This window comes from Flavobacterium sp. I3-2 (assembly GCF_013389595.1).
Lineage (GTDB): Bacteria > Bacteroidota > Bacteroidia > Flavobacteriales > Flavobacteriaceae > Flavobacterium.
This window is the reverse complement of sequence record NZ_CP058306.1, coordinates 1,944,122-1,965,731: the sequence shown is the minus strand read 5'-3', so window position 1 is coordinate 1,965,731 and position 21,610 is coordinate 1,944,122. Positions and strand designations below refer to the sequence as shown.

Below are 21,610 nucleotides of genomic sequence, written 5' to 3'. Positions count from 1 at the left end.
TTTATAATTTTTCTAATAATACAAACAATTCTTTTTGGGCACGAGGCTTAATTGAATTATAGCAAAGTTCTAATTTCTTTATTGCAAATATAGGATTAAATAAAGAAAAATAACTTTCGAAATCGCCTCCAAAAGGCGGTCCTTGTTCAGTTAAAGGAAAATCAAATAGAACACCAGCTAATTTTCCATTCTTTTTTAATAAACGATACATCTGTTGTACATATTCAGTACGCAAATCTGGATTTAAAGCACAAAAAAAAGTTTGTTCTAAAATCAAATCAAACGAGTCATTTAATTCAAAAAAATCTCCTAAGATTAATTGTTTCTCAGGAAAATCAACGATTCTAGTTTTTAAGTTACTCAAAGGCTCTTGAACAAAATCAAGCACATAAACATTTTTAAAACCTTGCTTCCACAAGTATTCCGCTTCGTGCGCGTTTCCTGCACCTGGAATTAAAATTTTTAAATCTTTATTTTCTAACTGATCCACATACTCTTTAATTGGAGTTGTAACAGCTCCCGCATCCCATCCTATTTCATTTGCTACATATCTTTTTTTCCAATATTCTTTATCCAATATCTGCTTCATCTTCGTCGTCTAATAAATAGTCATCAATATCTCTACGGTCTTTTTTAGTAGGACGACCTTCACCTTTTGCGCGATAATGTTCTTTTGCAAGTTTAAGCATTTCTAAATGTTCAAAAGCTTCAGCTGGAGTTTCGTCTTTACGATACATATCGACCAACTTTGCTCCTACTCGATTATCTGGAATTCCTAAAACAGAAATCACATAATTTATTTGATCTTTACGTAACGTGATTTTATCTCCTGCAAAAACGTCTCGAGATGCCTTTGCTTGTTGTCCATTGACCGTAACATGTCCCTTTTTTACAGCTTCTGTCGCAATACTTCTTGTTTTATAATAACGTATGCACCACAAATATTTATCTACTCGCATTTTTAATTTATAAAATTGGGTTAAATATGAAACAAAAATAAATGAAAATTGTATCTTGCACCATCAAAAAAATTGAAAAATGAAGATATTTTTAAAATATACATGTATCGCAGCATTGACTATCAGTTTGTGGAGTTGTAAAAAAGATGATGACGTAGAGGTTATACCTGTTAGAGAACGCCAAGAAGTTTATAACGAAAACATTTCTAATATTGAAGCTTTCTTAAAAAGTACATCTATAACAGTTGAAAATGAAAACAATGTAACTTTTGATTCAATTGCAGAAGGAAATCCGAATACAATTTGGAATCAAACTTTATATCCATTACAATACATTGAAATCAAAAATGACTCAAGAACAACAAATAAAGTCGATGGTTTAATTAACGACCCTGTAACATATAAATTATACTACCTTGTAATTAATGAAGGTGGTGGAGATAGTCCAATAACGATTGATAACGTTTTCACAAAATATACTGGTTTTACATTAAATCACAATATTTTTGATAAAAATGACACTGGTTTTTGGAGCGGATTTCCTGAAACGAGCTACACGCCAACTTCAGTAATTTCTGGTTACAGACAAATACTTACAAAAATAAAAACAGCTACATCGATTACTGAAAATCCTGATGGAACTTTACAATACAACAATCCAGGAAGAGTAATTGTATTTATTCCTTCTGGTTTAGGGTATTTCAATTCAGCCCAAACAAACATTCCTGGATATTCTCCAATTATTTTTGACATTACTTTAGTAAGTAGAGTTCATGCTGATCATGATAATGACGGTTTATTATCTATTTATGAAGATGTAAACGGTAATGGAGATTATTGGGATGATGACACAGACAACGACGGAACACCTAATTTCTTAGATTTAGATGATGACGGAGATGGTTACACAACAAGAGAAGAAATTACTTACGAAATTGAAGAAGGTGGCGTAATGATATCAAAACTTTATGATTTCGAAGATATTCCGAATTGTGATAACGGAACAGTTAAAAAACATTTAGACAAAAATTGTCATTAAAATACAAACCTGTTAGAAATAGCAGGTTTTTTAAATTCAAAACAAAATGAAATCTCAAAACATAGAAGATTTAATAGCTTTAGATTTACAAACTTTTTTAAATCTTAAAACCAAAAACGAAACCATTTCAATAAACGATGCTTTAGAAATCGCAGCTTATGTTTCGGCTAATTTTATGCGTGTAATTTACACTAAAAATAAAAACATCGAAAAGCATGAAATCAATGGAGTTTTTGGAATCGTAAAAAACTTTTACAACACTTTTTTTGAAGGTCAGATAACCGAAGATGAATATCAAGAAATGGCAAAAAAATCTTTACAACTACTTCAAAACACGGCTTTTGACGAAATGAGTAAAACCTTTTTCAACAAGATAATATCAGATTCAAAATTGAATTAAACTTTAACAATTCAGTAATAAAAACGTATTGAAATAATTCACTATATTCGCGCACTTTTAAATACATCTTACAAGCTAGGTTATCAAACTTTTACAATTTAATAACCTTTAAAAAATTTTTAGATTTTATTTAGAATGTATTTTCACACCTCTAACACAAGCGAACTAAATGAATTTATTTAATTTTGAAAATGATTATATTCTTGAAAATGAATATGCTAAATTAATCCCTTTAAAGGTTACTGATTTTGAAAATTTATTAGAATTTTCAATCAACGAACCCGAGATTTGGCAATACTCCATGGTCAAGGCTGATAATCCGGATAATTTAAAAAAATACATTTCTTTAGCACTTGATGAAAGAGCAAAATTTAGCGAATATCCGTTTATAATTTTTGATAAAACAAAACAAAGATTTGTAGGTGCTACACGTTATTGCGACATCCATTTAAATACAAATCGTTTACAAATGGGTTATACTTGGTTTGGAAAAAATTATCAAGGAACCGGAATTAATAAACATTGTAAATTTTTAATGCTAGAATTTGCCTTTGAAAAAATGGGTATGGAACGCGTCGAATTCAGAGCTTATACAGAAAACATGAGAAGCATTAACGCTTTAAAAAGTATTGGTTGTACCGTTGAAGGCGTGATAAGAAGTAATGCAATTTGCCCTACAGGAAAACGCAGAGACACCATGGTATTAAGCATCTTAAAAGATGAATGGACAAACGACGTCAAAGCAATGCTTAATTCTAAACTATCAGTAATAGCAATATAAAATAAGAAGATGACTCCAAAAGGTCATCTTTTTTTATCCATTTATTTTTGATTAACTTTAGATGAAATTCATCTTTAGCTATGAAAAAACTAACAACCTCAGAAATTCTCAATCACGTCAACCATCGAACTTGGAAAAATCCAAATCGAAAATGGAATTTTTATCAAGAATGGAATAATGCTCTTTTTTTGCACTGGGAAATCGAAAAAGAATTACTTCAAGATTTGATTCCTGATTGTTTAGAAATTGACACTTTTAAAGACAAAGCATGGATTTCTTTAGTCGCTTTTTCAATGGAAAACATTCGACCAAGATATGTACCTGCTTTCCCTCCTATTTCTAATTTTATAGAAATTAATTTAAGAACTTATGTAACTAAAGACAACAAACCTGGCGTTTATTTTTTAAACATCGAAGCAGAAAAATGGTTTTCAGCCTATTTATCTAAAAAAATTTCAGGTTTACCGTATGAAAAGTCAGAAATCACACATGATTTGAATGAACGAAAACTAAGAGCTAATTTTAAACAACGTAATTTTAATTTAGAAATTGATTACCAAATCGGAAGTACAGTTTTAGAAAAAACCGAACTTGACATCTTTTTGACAGAACGTTATTGTTTGTATTTAGACGTAAATGATAAAATATATCGAAATGAAATTCAGCATTTACCTTGGGAAGTAAACGAACTAACCTACTCTAATTTAACCACTAATTATTCTTTAAACAAAATCGATTTAAACAGAAAACCTGACTTAGTTCGTTATTCAAAAGGCATTCAAGTACTTGCTTGGAACAAAGATAAAGTAATCCTCTAATTTTTATAGAAACTTCAAAATAACAGAAAATCAAATCATACAATAACGAATTTTAATAAAAAAATCTACACAAACAGCAATATTCATAATTTAAATTGAACTTTTATAAGTTAAAAAACAAAAAAATAAATAGCTTATAATAATTTTATTACAAAAACAAGGTCATTATTTTAAAAAAACTTCCGTAATTTGTATAAACATTTGTTAATTAATATAAGTTTATATCAAATAAAATAAATTTAAAACAAAGTTTTTTAACTAACGTATACTAATTTCTGCAAACCTAATGTTTAATACACGACACTATTTAAAAATTGGATTTTGCGTCTTTTTATGTTGCTCGCAACATAGTAAAGCTCAAAACCTTTCGTTTACAGATGCATACAACAAAATGTATCAGAATAACAACACTTTAAAAGCCGTAAACAAACAAAGTGAAACTCAACAATACGTAACAAAATCTATAAACGGATTACGTTATCCTTCGTTAAACGCATATGCAATGGGGGTTGTTTTTGACAAAAAAATAGATTTAAGTTTTAACGATGCTCGTAATAATTTAGCTGGATTTTTAAACTTGCCTGACGCTAGTGTTTTAGGTGATTGGAAGGTACAAGTAGGAAAAAAAGAAATGGGTTTTGCTGGACTTAATGCAACTTGGCCAATTTTCACAGGCGGAAAAATAAATGCTGCAGTGAGCGCAAGTAAAATTGAAAGCGAAATTATAGACAAGACAATAGAAAGTACAGAAAATCATTTAATTTCTGAACTTGCTACACGTTACTTCCAGGTAAAACTTGCAGATGAAGCTTACATAGTTCGCAAACAAGTTTTAGATGCTATGAAACATCATTTATATAACGCAAGTAAATTAGAAGAAAATGGAATCATTGCACCTGCCGAACGATTGGTTGCTGATGTTGCTGTATCTGAAGCAAACAGAGAATTTTTAGCTGCAGAAAAAAACATTAAATTGGCTCGTACCGCACTTGCAAATACTCTTGATATTGACCAAATCTCTGATGATTTATCAACTCCTTTTATAAAAACTGCAGATTTAAACACATTAGAATATTATAAAGAATCTGCAATAACAAACTATCCTGAACTTCAAAAAATTCTTCTTCAAAAAGAATTAGCAGAAGAAGGTATTAAAGCAAAAAAAGCGAATTATTATCCTGACATTGCCATATTTGGTCAAACAGTTTTATTACATAATGACCCGGTTGCTTTTGGGATTTTAGATTCTTCAAGAGAACGTCCTTGGGTTGTTGGTGTTGGTCTTACCTATAACATTTTTGGAGGAATGAAAAACAAAAATGAACTTAAAGCTGCCAAATCAACACGTGAAACTATAGACTTTTTAGAAGCAAAAGCTCAACGTGATGTTAAAACTTTAATTGAAAATCTTTACTTTGAAATAGAAAAAAGTCAAGAAGAAATTAAAAATTTAAAAGTACAAGAAGAATTTGCTACCGAATTATTACGCGTAAGAAATAAAGCTTTTGCAGAAGGTTTAGCAACTTCAACAGACGTTGTTGATGCCGAAACTAACTTATCTGTAATTAAATTATTAATCTTAAACACAGAATACGTTTACATCATTTCATTAGCTAATTTATTAGAATATAGCGGACAAAGTAAAGAATTTTTGAAATACACAAATTAATACAACCTCATGAAAAATAAAATAATAAATGCTGTATTAGGAGTTTTTGTAATCCTTGTAATTTTAGGTGTTGCTCTTTGGTATATGAGCGCTCCATCTGTATCGTATTTACAAGGTCAAGTTGAAGCAAAACAAATTAACGTAGCTTCAAAAATCCCTGGACGAATCGATTCAATCTTAGTAAAAGAAGGTGACTTTGTTGAAATTAACCAAGTACTTGCCATTATTGGTACTCCAGAAATTGATTCGCAATTATCGCAAGTAGAATCCGTAAAAACAGCTGCAGAAGCAGTAAATCAAAAAGTTGACGCTGGTGCAAGAGCTCAAGAAGTTTTAGCGATGTACAACATTTGGCAACAAGCAAAAGCTGCTAAAGAATTAGCTCAAAAAACATATACTCGTTTAGATAATTTATATAAAGATAAAGTTATTGCAGCGCAAAAAAGAGACGAAGCATACACACAATATCAAGTTGCAATTAATGCAGAAAGCGCAGCAAAAGCAAACTACGAAATGGTAAAAAGTGGCGCTAGAGTTGAAGATAAAAAAGTTGCTCAAGCTCAGGTTACACAAGCAAGTGGTGCAGTTAAGACCATCGAACTTTTAAAAGAAGAAGGTCATGTAAGAGCTCCTCGTCGTGGTGAGATTTTAACTATTATGCCAAATGGTGGAGAAATTATCAATATGGGTTATCCAATTATCAACTTAATAGATGTAGATGATATTTGGGTTTATTTTAATATCAAAGAAACCATGTTAGCTAAATTTAAAAACGGAACTAAATTCGAAGCAATTATTCCTGGTTTAAATAATCAAAAAATCATGTTAGAAGTTCGTTATGTAGCTGCTCAAGGTGATTTTGCTACTTGGAACGCTACAAAATCTCAAGGTGATTTTGATATGAGAACTTTTCTTATCAAAGCTTATCCCGTAAATAAAGTTGAAGGTTTAAGACCTGGAATGAGTGCTTTAGTTGACGAAGCAGATTTAAAATAAAAACTTATAGTTTACAGGTTGTGAAAAAAAACTTTTATAAAATATTTTTAGAAGAATGGGTTCGAATATTTAGTACACCTCGCTTATTAGTGATTTTATTTGGGGTGCCACTTTTTATTTTTGCCTATTACACTTCTTTGATGGAACAAGGCGTTCCTACAAAATTACCTGTAGCCATTTTAGACCAAGATAAAACACCTATTTCAAGACAATTAGGTTTGATGTTAGAATCTTCGGCAACGATAGATTTAGCCTATTATGTTAATAGTGAACTTGAAGGTGAAAGCTTAGTTCGTAAAAACGATGCTTATGCTTTAATCATCATTCCTAAAAATTTCCAGAAAAATATTTTTAAAGGAAATTACACAACTGTTTCTTGTTACTATAATGGACAATATTTATTATCGGGTGCCATCATATTGAAAGATTTTCAAACTGTAGCACAAACTTTTATGGCAGGTGTGGTATTAGAAACTTTAGAGCAAAAAGGCTTATCACAAGACCAAGCTTTATCATCTATCTTACCTATAAATACAGATTTACATGTTTTATACAATCCTTACACAAGTTATAATTATTACTTAAATATTGCATTTATGCCCATGGCATTGCAAATTATGGTAATGATTATGGCTGTTTACACTTTTGGATTAGAATTAAAATATCGCAAAAAAAATCAAGTTTTAGAAAATGCAAATAATAATGTTTATGCTGTTATTTTCGGAAAAATTTTGCCTTATACCATTATTTTCTGTGCGCTTGGTTTTTTGATGAATGCTTTATTGTATTATAAAATCGGTACACCTTTAAAAGGAAGTTTTGTCGGAGTAAATATAATTTTCTTTGCATTTGTAATTGTATTACAAAGTGTCGGATTATTCATCGCATCGATTACAACAAGTTTTAGAACAGCTTTGACCATCGGTGGAGATTATGCTGCTCTTGCTTTTTCATTTGCGGGTTATACTTTTCCGGCTTTAGGAATGAGCACTTTTATTCAGTATTTATGTTACATTTTCCCGTTCACTTCGTATATGCGATTTATTGTTGATTATGCAATCAGAGGAATTGCCTTTAACGATGCCCAAAAATGGTATTTAGTTGGCTTTGCTATTTTCGCTATTTTGGGTGTGATTGGAATTCCGTTATATCAGAAAAAATTAAAGAAAGGAGGTTATGATGCTTAAAAAAATAATCAATTCTTTTGCCATAATTTTTGAAACTGCAAAAAAAGAAAAAGAACTAATTTTTAAAGATTCGGCTGTAATCGAAATATATATTTTATTCGTAACGTTGGTTTATTTTTTCTATACGTTTGTTTACAGTCCCGAAATTTTTACGAATTTACCAGTTGCTTACGTAGATAACGACCAAACAACGATTTCACATCAAATTCGTAGAATGATTAACGAAACCGAATCGTTAGAAATTACTTACGATGCAACCAGTTTAGATGAGGGTCGAAAATTATTTGAAGAAGGAAAAGTAAACGGAATAATTTTAATTCCAAAAGACTTTTCTAAACAGCTTCAAAAAAATGGCGGCGATGCTTCAATAGCAATTTATAGTGATGCTTCGTACATGTTATATTACGATAAAACACTTCAGGCTGTTACCAATGCACTCGGTGCTTTTACTGGTGAATTGCAATTAAAACAAACCATGATGAGTGGCGTGCCGATGAAGCAAGCCGAAGCATCGAGCAAACCATTTAATATCATTGCAAATCCACTTTATAATTTAGAAGAAGGATATGCCATTTTCTTAATTCCAGTAGTTTTAATTATTGCATTACAAACGCTTCAATTAACCGGAATGGGTGTATTATACGGAACTTTAAGAGAAACAGATACTTTTACGACGCATTTTGCGATGGCGAAACGTCGCTTTGGATATATCTTTATGACCATTGGACGAGCGCTTCCGTATTTAGTTATTTCAATGCTTTTATTATTATTAGGAATTTTAGTTGTCTTTCATATTTTCACGATTCCGCAACGAGGAAATCTATTTGAAGTTATCGTCTTTTTAATTCCAGTAGTTTTATCGATTACATTTTTAGGACAATGTTTGATGAATATTTTCCGAAACCGAGAAGATACCATTATGTTACTAACCGTATTTTCGATTCCTGCGTTAATGATGGGAGGTGTTTCATATCCAATTGTTGCTTTTCCGCTTTGGATAAAAGTGATGGGATTCTTCTTCCCAAGTACCATCGGAGTTAAAGGATTTTTATCACTAACTCAAGCTGGTGCTTCACTCGTAGAAATCAAAGAAATTTTCATTCAAATGTGGTTAATTTGTATTTTCTATTTCATTATTGCCGTTTGGACCAATCGAAGATTTATTTACGGTTTAGTTCCAAGTAAAATACCTACAAAATCAGAAGAGTTAGCAGAAGAAAATGCCGACAGCTTAACAAATAAATAAAAACATTTCAAAAAGACAGTTATTCATTTAGCTGTCTTTTTTGTTAAATGTGTATCTTTAATCAAAAAATGCTAAAAAAAATATTCAAATTCATCGTTTACACCATCCTTACAATAATCGCTTTGGTATTGGTTTATTTGCTAACAGAACGCATCTTATCTAGAATTTCTGTTAATGAATCTGAAAATTCAGAACCCAAAAATATAACGATGTATGTGATGAGCAACGGTGTTCATACCGATTTAGTTTTTCCTACAAAAAACGAATTTATGGATTGGTCAACTATTTTTCCGTTTGAAAATACTTTAGGTAAAAAAGAAAATTTCAAATACATTGCGATTGGTTGGGGCGACAAAGGATTTTACCTGAACACTCCCGAATGGAAAGACTTAAAAGTATCGACAGCTTTTGTTGCCGCAACCGGAATTGGCGAAACGGCGCTACATGTTACCTATTGTAATGCAATCCATTTAGATGAAACAACAAAAAGTATTCAAATTTCAGAAAAACAATATGTAGCATTGATTGATTATGTTGAAAATAGTATTGAATTGGGAAGCGATTCAAAACCTCAACTTATCGAAACCTCAGCGCAATACGGACAAAACGACGCCTTCTATGAAGCTCATCGCTCCTACTCTATTTTCTTTACTTGTAATTCTTGGACAAATGACGCTTTAAAATCTGCAGGAATCAAAGCTAGTAAATGGGTTGCGTTTGATAAAGGCATACTTTATCAACATTCTACAAACTAAAAATCTTAATAATTATTTTTGGTATTTAGATAAAAAATCTAAAAAAAATATTAGTTTAGAAAAAAAATCAAAATGTTTAAATCAACTCAAAAAATAAGTTTATTAACTGCTTTTGCATTATCTTTTTCATCGCAAGCACAAGTAGTTGTAGCACAAGAAAATGCACCTCAATATGTGGTAGATATTATTGAAAAAGCGAATAACGAATCGCAATTAGAAAATATGGCATTCGAATTATTAGATGTTATTGGACCGCGTTTAGTCGGTTCGCCAGAAATGAAACAAGCTAGTAATTGGGTGATTGATAATTACAAAAATTGGGGAATTGAAACCGAAGTTCAACCTTACGGTCAATGGAAAAGTTGGCAACGTGGAACTTCGCAACTTGAAATGACTTATCCAAGATTAAAATCGTTGGAAGGAACACAATTAGCTTGGAACGTCGCAACCAAAAAACCAGTAGAAGCAGAAGTAATTGCAATTCCGATATTTAAAGATAAAACCGATTTTACAAATTGGTTAAAAACGGTAAAAGGTAAAATTGTTTTAGTTTCAATGTATCAAAAATACGGAAGACCCGATAGCCAATTAAAAGAGCATTCGCTTCCGGAAGATTATGAAATAATTAAACAAGAAAAAGCTACAGCCTTAGAAGAATATAATGCTAATTTAAAATTAACTGGTTATACAGTGAATCAGTTAATCGAAGCTTTAGAAAATGCTGGAGCTGCAGGAATCGTTTCTTCTTTTTGGTCTGGTGAATTAGGTGCCAACAGAATTTTTAGTGCCAAAACAAATAAAATCCCGATGGTTGATGTGGCGCTTGAAGATTACGGAATGTTGTATCGATTGGCTTCAAAAGGAAAACAACCGAAAATGAAAATCAACATTCAATCTAAAGATTTAGGTAAAACCGAAACTTTCAATACCATTGCAACCATTCGCGGAACAGAAAAACCAAACGAATATGTGTTACTTTCTGCACATTTAGATTCGTGGGATGGTTCGCAAGGAGCTACCGATAACGGAACTGGAACTATTATCATGATGGAAACGGCTCGAATTCTAAAAGAAATTTTACCTAATCCAAAACGTACCATTATCATCGGACATTGGGATTCTGAAGAACAAGGTTTAAACGGTTCTCGTGCTTTTGCTGAAGACAATGTGGAAATTATGCAAAACACGGTGGTTTCTTTCAATCAAGATTCTGGAACTGGAAGAATTGTAAATTTAACGGGACAAGGTTTCATCGATTCATATAATTATTTAGGTCGTTGGTTAGATAATGTTCCTTCAGATATTACAAAAGATATCAAAACAACATTTCCAGGTACTCCAGGAACAGGCGGAACTGATAATGCTGCATTTATTCCCTACGGAGTTCCTGCATTTAATTTAGGTTCGCAAAATTGGGGGTACGGCGGATATACTTGGCACACCAACCGAGATAGTTATGATAAGATTTTGTTTAATGAAATAAAACGAAACGTTATTTTAACAGCTATTTTAACGTATCAAGCAGCACAAGACGATGAAGAAATTTCGAAAGAAAAACGTGTAATGCCTTTAGATAAAGATGGTAAAACGCAAGAATGGCCTAAACCAAAAAGTCCAAACAGAAGCGGAGATTATAAATAATACAAAAGCCTTTAGACATTTCTAAAGGCTTTTGTATTATTTATAATTCGTTTTATTAAAAACAAGTTAAGAAAATTTACAAAACCTTATATATATGATTTTATAAAAATTTGTTACATCAAAATTTGGAAATTATAAGTGCAGGTAGAATAAAAATCAGCATCGAAGAAATACTATAAAAATCGTAAACCCATCTTTTGTATTTAGACTTACGTTGTAATAATTCAGTTCTTTGATGAGAATTTAAAACTTTGTAAAAGAAAAAACTATTAATAAATAATGTTACAAATATAGGAATACATAATATTAAAATGTTCAGCTCAATTTTAAATAAAAAATGTAATATAAACACAAAAAATGTATTAAAATTAATCGCTTGAATGAATGATATATGAAATAATGTACTAAATGGGGTTTCATATTCAGCATTTTTCATCAATCTCTGATGAAATGAAGCAAAAAAATCTAACCAAAAATTTTTAATAAAATTTAATAATTTCATTTTTATAATTCTTAATGAATATTCATATATTCTAAAGGCATTTCTTGAAAGCGATTTTAATAAATTGTTTCAGTTACATTTAAGAGAATTCTTTAAAAGAGTTTGGCTTCAAATGTAAATACAATACTATTCATTTATAGAACTTTAAATTTAAAAATTTTAATTATCTATTGAAAATTTAAAAGCATTAAAGTCAGCTTTATACCTAGTTATACAATTCGCTTTCCTAAAATAATCAATGTTCGTTCGATGTTATCTAAAACTGCGATGTTCGGGAAATTACCCCAAACTTCAAATCCAAACTTTTCAAATAATTTTAAACTTGGTTGGTTATGTGCAAAAATAAAAGCCAAAACATCTTTGATTCCAAACGTTGATGCTTGTTGTAAACTATAATTTAGAATTTGTTTTCCGAAACCATTTCCTCTAAAATTCTCATCTAAATAAATACTTATTTCTGCAGTTCCGTTGTAAGCAGGACGTCCATAAAACGATTGAAAACTTACCCAACCAACCACTTCATTCCTTTCGTTTTCAACCATCCAAAGCGGACGAAAATCATTTGAATGTTCATCAAACCATTGTCTTTTATCTTCGATCGAAACAGGATCCGTATCGGCAGTAACCATTCGAGTTGCAATGGTTGAATTATAAATATCTACGATTTTAGGTAAATCATTTAAAGTTGCATTGCGATATCTTAAATCTGACATTATTTTTTCTTCTGATATTTATCGTTTAAACCTTTAGCTTCCAAAATCATTGACGTTATTTTCTCGATACGCGAAATTTTGGTCTTTTCTTGTTTGGCATCATCTATATAAATAATGTATTCGTTTTGTTTACTAATTGATAATTTATAAAAAGCATCATTCAAATTTTTATTGCTGGAAAGTGCTTCTGCAAATAATCCTGAAGCTACTTTTGGTGGCGCTTTAACTGGTTTAAATTCGATTCCGTTTTTAACTAATTGAATGGCTTCATTTATGTATTTCAAAATCAAAACTTCATCCATTTGATTTGCATCCGTAAATCGCCATTGACGTTGCGCATGCGTTCTTCCTTCAGAAGCCGCGATTAAAACTTTAGCCTCGTCTTGCAAATAAACGCCTTGAAAAAACCACAACGCAAAATGATTTTTAAAACCTGCATACGAAATCACATTTTTACCGTCAAAAACATACACATCTCCACCCCATTTAAAGGTTTTATCTAATGGTGTTTGGGCAATGATTTGTTCCATGATTTCAATGGCATCGCTCCATTTGTTGTGATGTTTTTTCCAATCAGGAACTTGTTTATCTTTTAATTTTTCTAAATTGTATAAAACCAATTCCTGAATCAATTGCACATTGATTTCTTCATCCAAAGGAAGTTGAATGGCACCTTTTGAAGTTTTGTAATCTGTTAATTTTTCTGCAAAAGCTTCAATAGTTTCGGGTCCGGGATAAATTCCTAAATGGTTTTTATACATTGCAAAATGAATCAGATTTCCATTAAAACGAAACGTTGGCATATTGTAATTAATGGTTTCTGTTGCTTCGGGAGCAGCCTCACAAATTGCGTCACGAACCACATTTAATACATTTTGTTTATCAGAATCGAACTGCAAAATATATTCGTCAATAGTAAAAAAAGCACTCATATTTTAAGAAATTCGTTCATACTTTTCCGATACAAAATCGATAGATTGTTGCATCAATTCATTTAAAACTTCTAGATCGATATCGCTCATTTTTTTGACATAAATACAAGCTTTTCCCATCGTGAATTTTCCTAATTTTTCGACCGTTGGTAGATGTTCTTCGGCACCCGAAAAAACATATAAAGAAATAGCTGCTTTTCGTGGCGAAAAACCTAAAACAGGCGCATCGCCTTCGTGACCGCTTGCATATTTATAATGATATTGTCCGAAACCAATAATCGATGGTCCCCACATTTTTGGTTCTTGACCTGTGATTTCAGACATTAAATGAATCAATTGATATGAATCTGATTTTTTAGTTTCGTTTTCTAATTTTTCGATAAATTCGATTACGCTTTCATCTGTAAAAACCGTTTTATTTTTTGCCATAACAATGTTTTTTGATGTTGTAAATAAAAGGAATTTAATTGGATTTTAGAAATACTCTTTAATTTTGATAATTCAAATTCTCTAACAAATATTTTCTTGAATTTGCGGTTACTTCATGGTCGACATTTGTTGAAATATCTTGATAACTTTCAATTAGTTTGAATCCATTATCGTAAAAAAAATTCAAAAGCGCTAGATATGAGAAAAATTCCATTTCCGAATTATCTCGTTTTAACATGGTTTTATTTTTAAATTCCTTGTTAGAAAATCTTTCTTCTAATTGTCCATAATCTACAGAAACGTAAGCTTTTTCAAACAATGTTCTCGGAATGATTTGAATTTGAATATACTTTGCAGGAATTTGTTTTATTGGAATTTGATTTACTTCTTGAGCTTGAGTTGTCAGTACAACTAAAAGTAAAAATAGGGTTGAAATAACTGTTTTCATGTTTATCGATTTTTCAAAAAAATATCAAAAGCCATTCCAAAAACATTAATATAAATTTAAGAAGTAAAACCGTATTTTTACCAAGCCCATTTAAATCAAAAATGAAACAAAAAACTAGAAAAAGAATTCGAAAAATGCTTTATATATTTTTATTTCTAATTGTTGGGTTAACAATTGGAACAGTTGTATTCTTACAACATCCGCTGTTTGGAAAAACGCCAAGTAGAGATCGACTTAAAAAAGTTGAAAATTCTGAAAATTATAGCGATGGTAAATTTCAAAATTTATCTGAAACTCCAGATTTAACAGAAGGTGTTTCGTACACAGATATTTTTAAAGATATGCTTTTTAATAAAGCAGAACATGCGATTCCATTAGATTCCATTCCATCAGAAAAAACAAATCTTATCGACAGAGATACTACTGAAAATTTTATCGTTTGGTTTGGACATTCGTCTTATTTTATGCAGATTGATGGTAAAAAATATTTAATCGACCCCGTTTTAACCGAAAATGCGTCTCCGATTTACGGAACAAATAATGCATTTAAAGGAGCTACAAATTATACTTTTGAAGATTTACCCGAAATTGATTTTTTATTGATTACACACGATCATTACGACCATTTAGATTATACAACAATCAAAAATATCAAATCGAAAGTAAAACAAATAGTTTGTCCGTTAGGTGTTGGTGAACATTTTGAATTTTGGGGATTTGATGCATCAAAAATCATTGAAAAAGATTGGTATGAAAACTACGAAATCGATGCAGAAACTTTAATTATGTTTACACCAGCACGTCATTTTTCTGGTCGTGGATTTAAAAGAAATCAATCGCTTTGGACGTCTTATGTTTTAAAAACTAAAAATTTTAATTTGTATTTGGGTGGCGATAGCGGTTACGATTTTCACTTTAAAGAAATTGGAGAAAAATACGGTCCGTTTGATTTGGTTATTTTGGAAAACGGTCAGTACGATTACAAATGGAAATACATTCACATGCAACCCGATGAAGTTTTAAAAGCATCAAAAGATTTACAAGCTAAACGTTTGTTTCCGGTACATTCGGCAAAATTTAAATTGGCTAATCATGCTTGGAAAGAACCATTAGAAAAAATTACAACTTTAAACGATGCTGCTTTTGTGGTTCCGATTATTACTCCAAAAATTGGAAGTTTAATTGATTTAAATAATCCAAATCAAAAATTTGATTATTGGTGGAAAACAGTTGAATAAAAAATGCCTTCAGAATTTGAAGGCATTTTTGCTTTTATAGATTTATTCTGGTGAAGCTTTCCATTTTTTAATTACACTTGAATATAAGAAAATGAAAATAAAACCTGAAATCAACATAACCAAACTGGTTCCTTGAATATCTAATGTTTCTAAAATAGTATCGCACGGAATATAATTATGATTTATTCGATTCAGCTTATCACAGGCTTCTTCTTGATGAAAACTTATAATTCCTAAAATTAAAAACACATAGAAAACAAATCCATTTACGCTAATATTAATCAAAATTGAACGGAAAAGTTTAGAGCCAAAATTAGGCGCAAAAACCGGAATAAATATAATTAATGAACTTATTAAAAGTCCATAATAACTTACTAAGAAAATAATTTTTTCTTGTAAAAAGAACGCGATTCCAACAAAAATGATAGAAGAAACTAAACTAACAACTCCAGCCGAAATAATACCAAAAAGCAATGCTCGCAAATTTGTTACTCTGAAACTAAAGATTAAAGTGCTAAATGCGAATGAAATCCATAAAAATATAGCAATAGATTCCATGAAAAAATTACTATCTTTTACTTCATCAACATTGGCTAAAAGCGACTTCAAATTTTCAATTTCATAATAATTTTTAGTTGTTGCCTTTCTAATAAATTCTCGTCTTTCGGTAACCAAAGGGTCTTCAGCTGTGTTACCTTCTCCATAAGAAACATCTGCTACTGCAACAGCTACTTCGCCATATTCATCTTCATAATAAGTTGGATAATCGTAGTTACCATTTACTATTGGTTTATTTTTTAGAATGAATTTTTGAACATCGAAATTTGGAGATTCGAAAACTAATTTTAACCAAACCTCATCGGTTAAATTATGCTTGATTTGGTATTCATCTGAAAGTGCTAAAAATTCGCTAAATAATTTTTTAAATTCTTGCTTATTGTTGCGTTTCAGAAGTTCAACAATTTGTTTGTTTTGTTGAATTCCAATTGATTTATCAACTTCTTTTTCAGCTTCTGGATAATCGTAATAATTACTATGTCCGTAACTTGTTCCTTTACCTGAACCAAAAATATATAATACATCTGAAAAGTTCCCGTAATTCATATTTGCATTTTTTATAAACTCAGAAACATCTGCAACATTCTTCTTAAAATAAAAAATACATTTTTTTTCTTGTTCGTTTGTATATGCTAGCGGTATTGCATTTAACTCTTCTCGTTTTGGATAAATAAATCTATTTAAACTATCGCGCTCTGTTACAGTTATTGAATACAAATCATAAAACTGATAAAAGGAATTATAATAGGTATAATATTTTTTTGAAGTATCAATTTTGTTAGGATCCGTTTCGCAATATAATTCTGAAAAAGCTTCTGGATATTGCTTATTGGTAACTAAATAGGTACTTGGTTCAAAAGTAAGAAATGGATAAACTTTATTTACTAAATCAATTTGCTTAATCATTTTAGCATCGTCATATTTTACATTAACATAAGTCTGAAAACCAAACATATATGAATAATAAAATGTCGTACTAAATAAAACAATTATAAAATATTGAAAAAATTGCCCAAATAAATGCAAGCTTGATGTTGGATAAAAATTCTTAAATGAATTGTTCTTAAACATATAAACCAGCCATCCAACGAGTAATAAAATAGAAATTACAATATTGGCCAAAACCAAACCATTATTGAAATAATCGTCAAGCACATAATAATTCTGCAAACTTGTTGGATTTGAATGAGATAACAATCCAATTACGAAAAATAAAAGATGAACGCAAAATGCTATTGATAAAATCCAAACAATTTTTGTGTTCCAAATTGATGGATAACGTTCTAATAAGTTTTGATTAATTTTTGAAAAAATATTCATGATTAAGTGCTTTAATTAGTTCATAAAGAATCGACGTGTCGAAGCAGAAATATTACGGATGTATGTCAACGGAACTTTAGCTTTTCCTAACAAAAACAGCACATCACTAAATTGAACTTCATTGCTAAAATACACAACGTAAATTCCGCCATTGTAAACCATTTTTAGTAAACCAACTTCTGCAAATACTTCTTGAAGAATTTCACGCGAAACGGAACTATCGATTTCAATAATTAAATCATTTTGTAGTTGAACTTCTTCTTCTAAATTATCTTTATAACGACCATTCTTCAAAAAGATAACTTTATCAGACATCTTTTCGACTTCATATAATTGTTGCGAACTTAATATCAAAGCAATCGGGTTGTTAACCGAATTGGAAATTGCCTTTAAATCTTCGAGAATAACTTGTTGCGCAAGAACATCTAAATTCGCCAAAGGTTCATCTAACAATAAAATTTCGGGTTTTCGTAGTAAAGTTCGAGCCAATTCAAAACGCATTTTGTAACCTGAAGATAATTCGTTCCATTGCAAATGTTTGTATTTCCAAAGTCCTAAACGAGCAATCATCATTAAAACGCGTGTTTCAATTTCTGATGGTTTTTCGCCATAATTTGCTAAAACAAATTTTAAATTATCTTTTAAACTTCCGTACCAACGTTCAGTTCGTTGTGGAATATAAATCAAACGTGTTCGTAAATCGTAATCGCTTTTAGCTTCTGCACTAAAACTGAATTTTAAATTGCCTTGATTAAATGAAATTTCTTTAGCTAAAATTCGTAGTAAAGTTGTTTTTCCGTTTCCGTTTTCGCCAACCAATCCATAAACTTGTCCTTTTTTAATTTGAACAGAAACTGGTCCTAAAGCGAATTTAGAAAATCCGTAGGTTTTACAAATATCTTGAGCTTCAAGAACAGATATTTCTCGCGAAGTTTCAACAACTTCAATTTGATTGATTTTTTCTAAAACTTTTTTTGAACGTACGATTAATTCATCAATTTCATTCGGATTATTTTCTTTCCAATCTGTAAGATTAATTGCTTCTTGATAAATCGACATATTTTGCGTATCCATAGCACAATCTAACAGCTTTCGAAATCCCAAAAGAATGTCTTTATTGTCTAAAAAGCTATAAACTTCTTTAACTCTTATTTGATGTAAATTCATAAGTGATTTTATTTTTTAAGAAATAAAAATAGACATTTAATTCTAAATCAACTATAAATACGTAAATTATTTCGAACATAGCTTTAACAAATAAAGCAATACTAAATAAACATTTTATTATAATTAAGTATATTTACATAAAAAATTAACACAAATAAAAAGAAACAAATAACAAAACTCACAATTTTAAAATTATGGCTGTATTATTATACTTATTTATACCGTTGGCAATACTAATTTTATATGCAATTTCAATTTATAACGCATTAATAAAAAATAGAAATTTAGTTGAAGAAGCTTGGAGTGTGATTGATGTGATGCTAAAAAAACGTTACGATTTGATTCCGAATTTAGTCGAAACAGTTAAAGGATATGCAACGCATGAAAAAGAAACACTGCAAAATGTTATCGAAGCTAGAAATCAAGCTGTTAATACAAAAGATGTAGAACACAAACAAATTGCAGAACAAACTTTAAATCATGCGATGATGAATTTGTTTGCACTTTCTGAAAATTATCCGGATTTAAAAGCAAATACAAATTTTCAACAACTTCAATCTGATTTAACAGACATCGAAACAGACATCGAAAAATCAAGACGATATTATAACGGAACTGTTCGAGAATACAACATTAAAATTGAAATATTTCCGAATAATATGATTGCTAATATGTACGGATTTCAAAAATCAAAATTCTTCGAAATCGAAAATCAAGAAGAAAAAACCACACCACAAGTAAAATTTTAATCAATGAAAAAACTACTTTGTTTTTTAATATTCATTTTATCCTTCATTTCTTTTGGACAAAATAGAGAAAATGTAGATAACGTAATTCAAGTGAAATCTGAAGAAACTACAACAGAAGACTCTGATTTGTATTTTGAAAAAAATGATAATTATTACGATTACGAAAAAATTCTTGCATATCAAGTTGACGTAATTGTAAATACAGATTCAAGTTTAGAAGTTACAGAAACCATAAAAGTTAATAGTAAAGGAAATAACATCAGTCGTGGTATTTACCGAACTTTACCAATTAAACGAAATCTTAATAACCAAACTTTTCCTGTTAAGCACAACATTATTTCGATAAAAAGAGATGGTGTAAAAGATGGTTATCTTACCGAAAAAAGTGATGAATGGTTAAAGATTTACATCGGAAAAGAAGATGTAATTCTAGACCCTGGTATTTATACTTATGAAATTAAATACAGCGTAAAAAAACAAATCGGTTTCTTTACAGATTATGACGAATTGTATTGGAATGCTACGGGAACCGAATGGGACTTTTCGATTGATAATGTAGAAGTAACTGTGCACTTACCAAATGGTGCAGATATTATTCAAAACGCTTGTTATACTGGAAGTTTTGGAAGTAATGAACAGAATTGCAGCAGTCAAAAAATTGATAATACTACAATGGTTTGGCACGCACAAAATTTAAATTCAAGTGAAGGTTTAACCGTCGCTGTCGGATTTAAAAAAGGAATTGTTCAACCTCCACCACCACCAGGTTTTCTAGAAGTTTATGGAATAACTGCATTGTTAATTATTGTGTTTATTTATTTAAGTTATGTTTGTTATAACCTTTGGAAAACACACGGAATCGACCCTGAAAAACCAACAGTTCATCCGCAATTTAGTCCGCCAGATAATTTATCTCCTGCGGCTTTAGGTTTTTATCATTTTGAAAAAATAAAGAAAAAATCAATTACAGCTACATTAACTTATTTGGCTGTTCATAAATTTATATTAATCGAAGAAATAAAAACCAAAAAATTCTTTGGGTTATCCTCATCACAAAGTTTTAGATTAACAAAATTAAGAGACAAAAATTCATCTTTTTTAAAAGAGGAAGAAAAATCGTTGATGCGTGAACTTTTCAAGAAAAAAAACACCATCGATATTGATGGAGATTACGACCCAAGTATAAAAAGAGCTTTATCTGGTTATGAAATTGCAATTAAAAACGAATATGAACCTCTTTTAAAAGAAGGAAATAATGCCAAGTTATTAACCAAACCTGCATTATTATATTTTATTGCATTCTTAGTTAGCTTCATCATTTCTAATTTTCTAAACGAAAATTCGCAAATCACAGACTTAACACAATTTTTAGTTGCTAGTATAATTTTACCGGTTGTATTTTTCTACGCTACCAGAAATCAAGCTAAGTCAGTTATGGTTGGTTGTTTAAAAGTTTTTTTCGGACTGATGATTTTCTTTCAAGCAATAGCAACAATTTTCACATTAATCTTTTCTTTTTTTAACAGTGAAAACACAATTGCTTTAAAATCTTGTTATGCTTTCTTCTTTATTGGCGGAATTGGTTTACTTATTATGCGTAAACTAATTAAAAAACCTACTGTAGAAAAATTGAGAATTCAAGCAGAAATAGAAGGTTTTAAAATGTATATGGCAGCAGCAGAAAACGAACAATTAAAGTTTTTCAATGCTCCGAAATTAACTCCAGAAATTTTTGAAAAATACTTGCCTTACGCTATTATGTTTGAAGTTGATAAAATTTGGGGAGATAAATTCAACCAATTAATTTTAGAATCAGCATTAAGTTATGAACCAACTTGGTACAGTGGCAGTAGTTTTAATGCTGCTTATTTTGGTTCTTCAATCGCAACAAGTTTAACCGATTCGTTTACTTCATCGTCAAGAGAACCTTCACAAAGTTCGAGTTCGGGCGGAAGTTTTGGAGGCGGAAGTTCGAGCAGTGGTTCGTCAGGTGGAGGTTCATCTGGCGGCGGTAGCGGTGGCGGTGGCGGCTGGTAGTCGCAACAGCTTTTACATACAATTGA

The 21,610-nt window shown here is 30.4% G+C and carries 21 protein-coding genes; 13 read left to right on the top strand and 8 right to left on the bottom strand.

From position 1 onward, the window contains the following. Position 1 precedes the first annotated feature (1 nt). Together HW119_RS09210 and HW119_RS09205 are read right to left on the bottom strand one after the other, a co-directional pair. Positions 2–589, bottom strand: coding sequence for a methyltransferase domain-containing protein (locus HW119_RS09210; RefSeq protein WP_177763683.1), 588 nt, complete (start codon positions 587–589; stop codon positions 2–4). Continuing rightward, entirely contained in the window at positions 570–959 is a 390-nt protein-coding gene (locus HW119_RS09205; protein ID WP_177763680.1) for an RNA-binding S4 domain-containing protein, read from the bottom strand. The genes HW119_RS09210 and HW119_RS09205 overlap by 20 nt, the downstream gene beginning before the upstream one ends. 79 nt (positions 960–1,038) lie before the next feature. Here HW119_RS09205 and HW119_RS09200 point away from each other — a divergent pair, with 79 nt between their 5' ends. The 10 genes from HW119_RS09200 to HW119_RS09155 all read left to right on the top strand — a co-directional run bounded on the left by HW119_RS09200 (position 1,039) and on the right by HW119_RS09155 (position 11,491). Beyond that, positions 1,039–1,998: an FKBP-type peptidyl-prolyl cis-trans isomerase gene (locus tag HW119_RS09200; protein WP_177763678.1), complete on the top strand. Its 960-nt coding sequence runs from the start codon at positions 1,039–1,041 to the stop codon at positions 1,996–1,998. A 46-nt stretch (positions 1,999–2,044) separates the two neighbouring features. Beyond that, positions 2,045–2,398, top strand: coding sequence for a hypothetical protein (locus HW119_RS09195; RefSeq protein ID WP_177763675.1), 354 nt, complete (start codon positions 2,045–2,047; stop codon positions 2,396–2,398). A 169-nt stretch (positions 2,399–2,567) separates the two neighbouring features. Then, the gene (locus tag HW119_RS09190) at positions 2,568–3,179 is read left to right on the top strand and encodes a GNAT family N-acetyltransferase (RefSeq protein WP_177763672.1); all 612 of its coding nucleotides are present in this window, start codon (positions 2,568–2,570) and stop codon (positions 3,177–3,179) included. An 80-nt stretch (positions 3,180–3,259) separates the two neighbouring features. Continuing rightward, on the top strand, positions 3,260–3,997 hold the full coding sequence (locus tag HW119_RS09185; protein ID WP_177763669.1) for a YqjF family protein: 738 nt from the start codon (positions 3,260–3,262) through the stop codon (positions 3,995–3,997). Between the two features lie 286 nt (positions 3,998–4,283). Next, a complete protein-coding gene (locus tag HW119_RS09180) occupies positions 4,284–5,666 on the top strand; it encodes a TolC family protein (protein ID WP_255497849.1) in 1,383 nt (460 codons plus the stop codon). Between the two features lie 9 nt (positions 5,667–5,675). After that, positions 5,676–6,662 (top strand): HlyD family secretion protein, encoded by a 987-nt coding sequence (locus HW119_RS09175; RefSeq protein ID WP_177763663.1) that lies wholly within the window; start codon positions 5,676–5,678, stop codon positions 6,660–6,662. 20 nt (positions 6,663–6,682) lie between these two features. After that, positions 6,683–7,849, top strand: a complete 1,167-nt coding sequence (locus HW119_RS09170; RefSeq protein ID WP_177763660.1) for an ABC transporter permease — start codon at positions 6,683–6,685, stop codon at positions 7,847–7,849. Next, positions 7,839–9,095 carry an ABC transporter permease gene (locus HW119_RS09165; RefSeq protein ID WP_255497848.1) on the top strand — a complete coding sequence of 419 codons (1,257 nt, stop codon included), beginning with the start codon at positions 7,839–7,841 and terminating at the stop codon, positions 9,093–9,095. The genes HW119_RS09170 and HW119_RS09165 overlap by 11 nt, the downstream gene beginning before the upstream one ends. Before the next feature lie 68 nt (positions 9,096–9,163). Next, positions 9,164–9,850, top strand: a complete 687-nt coding sequence (locus HW119_RS09160) for a TIGR02117 family protein (RefSeq protein ID WP_177763658.1) — start codon at positions 9,164–9,166, stop codon at positions 9,848–9,850. Positions 9,851–9,922: 72 nt separating this feature from the next. Then, positions 9,923–11,491, top strand: a complete 1,569-nt coding sequence (locus tag HW119_RS09155) for a M28 family peptidase (RefSeq protein WP_177763655.1) — start codon at positions 9,923–9,925, stop codon at positions 11,489–11,491. Between the two features lie 711 nt (positions 11,492–12,202). Here HW119_RS09155 and HW119_RS09150 read toward each other — a convergent pair. From HW119_RS09150 to HW119_RS09130, 4 genes are read right to left on the bottom strand one after another with little or no spacing between them, the layout of a single operon-like run. Then, complete coding sequence (locus tag HW119_RS09150; RefSeq protein ID WP_177763652.1) at positions 12,203–12,706, bottom strand: GNAT family N-acetyltransferase; 504 nt, start codon at positions 12,704–12,706, stop codon at positions 12,203–12,205. Then, entirely contained in the window at positions 12,706–13,638 is a 933-nt protein-coding gene (locus HW119_RS16635; protein ID WP_218620345.1) for a DUF1801 domain-containing protein, read from the bottom strand. Before HW119_RS16635 ends, HW119_RS09150 begins: the two co-directional genes overlap by 1 nt. A gap of 3 nt (positions 13,639–13,641) precedes the next feature. After that, entirely contained in the window at positions 13,642–14,067 is a 426-nt protein-coding gene (locus tag HW119_RS09135; RefSeq protein WP_177763649.1) for a DUF1801 domain-containing protein, read from the bottom strand. Positions 14,068–14,125: 58 nt separating this feature from the next. Beyond that, the gene (locus tag HW119_RS09130) at positions 14,126–14,515 is read right to left on the bottom strand and encodes a hypothetical protein (RefSeq protein ID WP_177763646.1); all 390 of its coding nucleotides are present in this window, start codon (positions 14,513–14,515) and stop codon (positions 14,126–14,128) included. 101 nt (positions 14,516–14,616) lie between these two features. Here HW119_RS09130 and HW119_RS09125 point away from each other — a divergent pair, with 101 nt between their 5' ends. Further along, positions 14,617–15,753 carry an MBL fold metallo-hydrolase gene (locus HW119_RS09125; protein WP_255497847.1) on the top strand — a complete coding sequence of 379 codons (1,137 nt, stop codon included), beginning with the start codon at positions 14,617–14,619 and terminating at the stop codon, positions 15,751–15,753. A gap of 42 nt (positions 15,754–15,795) precedes the next feature. Here the strand turns inward: HW119_RS09125 and HW119_RS09120 are convergent, their stop codons facing one another. Then, positions 15,796–17,631: a hypothetical protein gene (locus tag HW119_RS09120; protein ID WP_177763643.1), complete on the bottom strand. Its 1,836-nt coding sequence runs from the start codon at positions 17,629–17,631 to the stop codon at positions 15,796–15,798. 15 nt (positions 17,632–17,646) lie between these two features. Continuing rightward, the gene (locus HW119_RS09115) at positions 17,647–18,798 is read right to left on the bottom strand and encodes an ATP-binding cassette domain-containing protein (protein WP_177763640.1); all 1,152 of its coding nucleotides are present in this window, start codon (positions 18,796–18,798) and stop codon (positions 17,647–17,649) included. A gap of 194 nt (positions 18,799–18,992) precedes the next feature. Here HW119_RS09115 and HW119_RS09110 point away from each other — a divergent pair, with 194 nt between their 5' ends. After that, positions 18,993–19,547 (top strand): LemA family protein, encoded by a 555-nt coding sequence (locus HW119_RS09110; protein ID WP_177763637.1) that lies wholly within the window; start codon positions 18,993–18,995, stop codon positions 19,545–19,547. Positions 19,548–19,550: 3 nt separating this feature from the next. Continuing rightward, the gene (locus HW119_RS09105; protein WP_177763634.1) at positions 19,551–21,584 is read left to right on the top strand and encodes a DUF2207 domain-containing protein; all 2,034 of its coding nucleotides are present in this window, start codon (positions 19,551–19,553) and stop codon (positions 21,582–21,584) included. Positions 21,585–21,610: the final 26 nt, after the last annotated feature.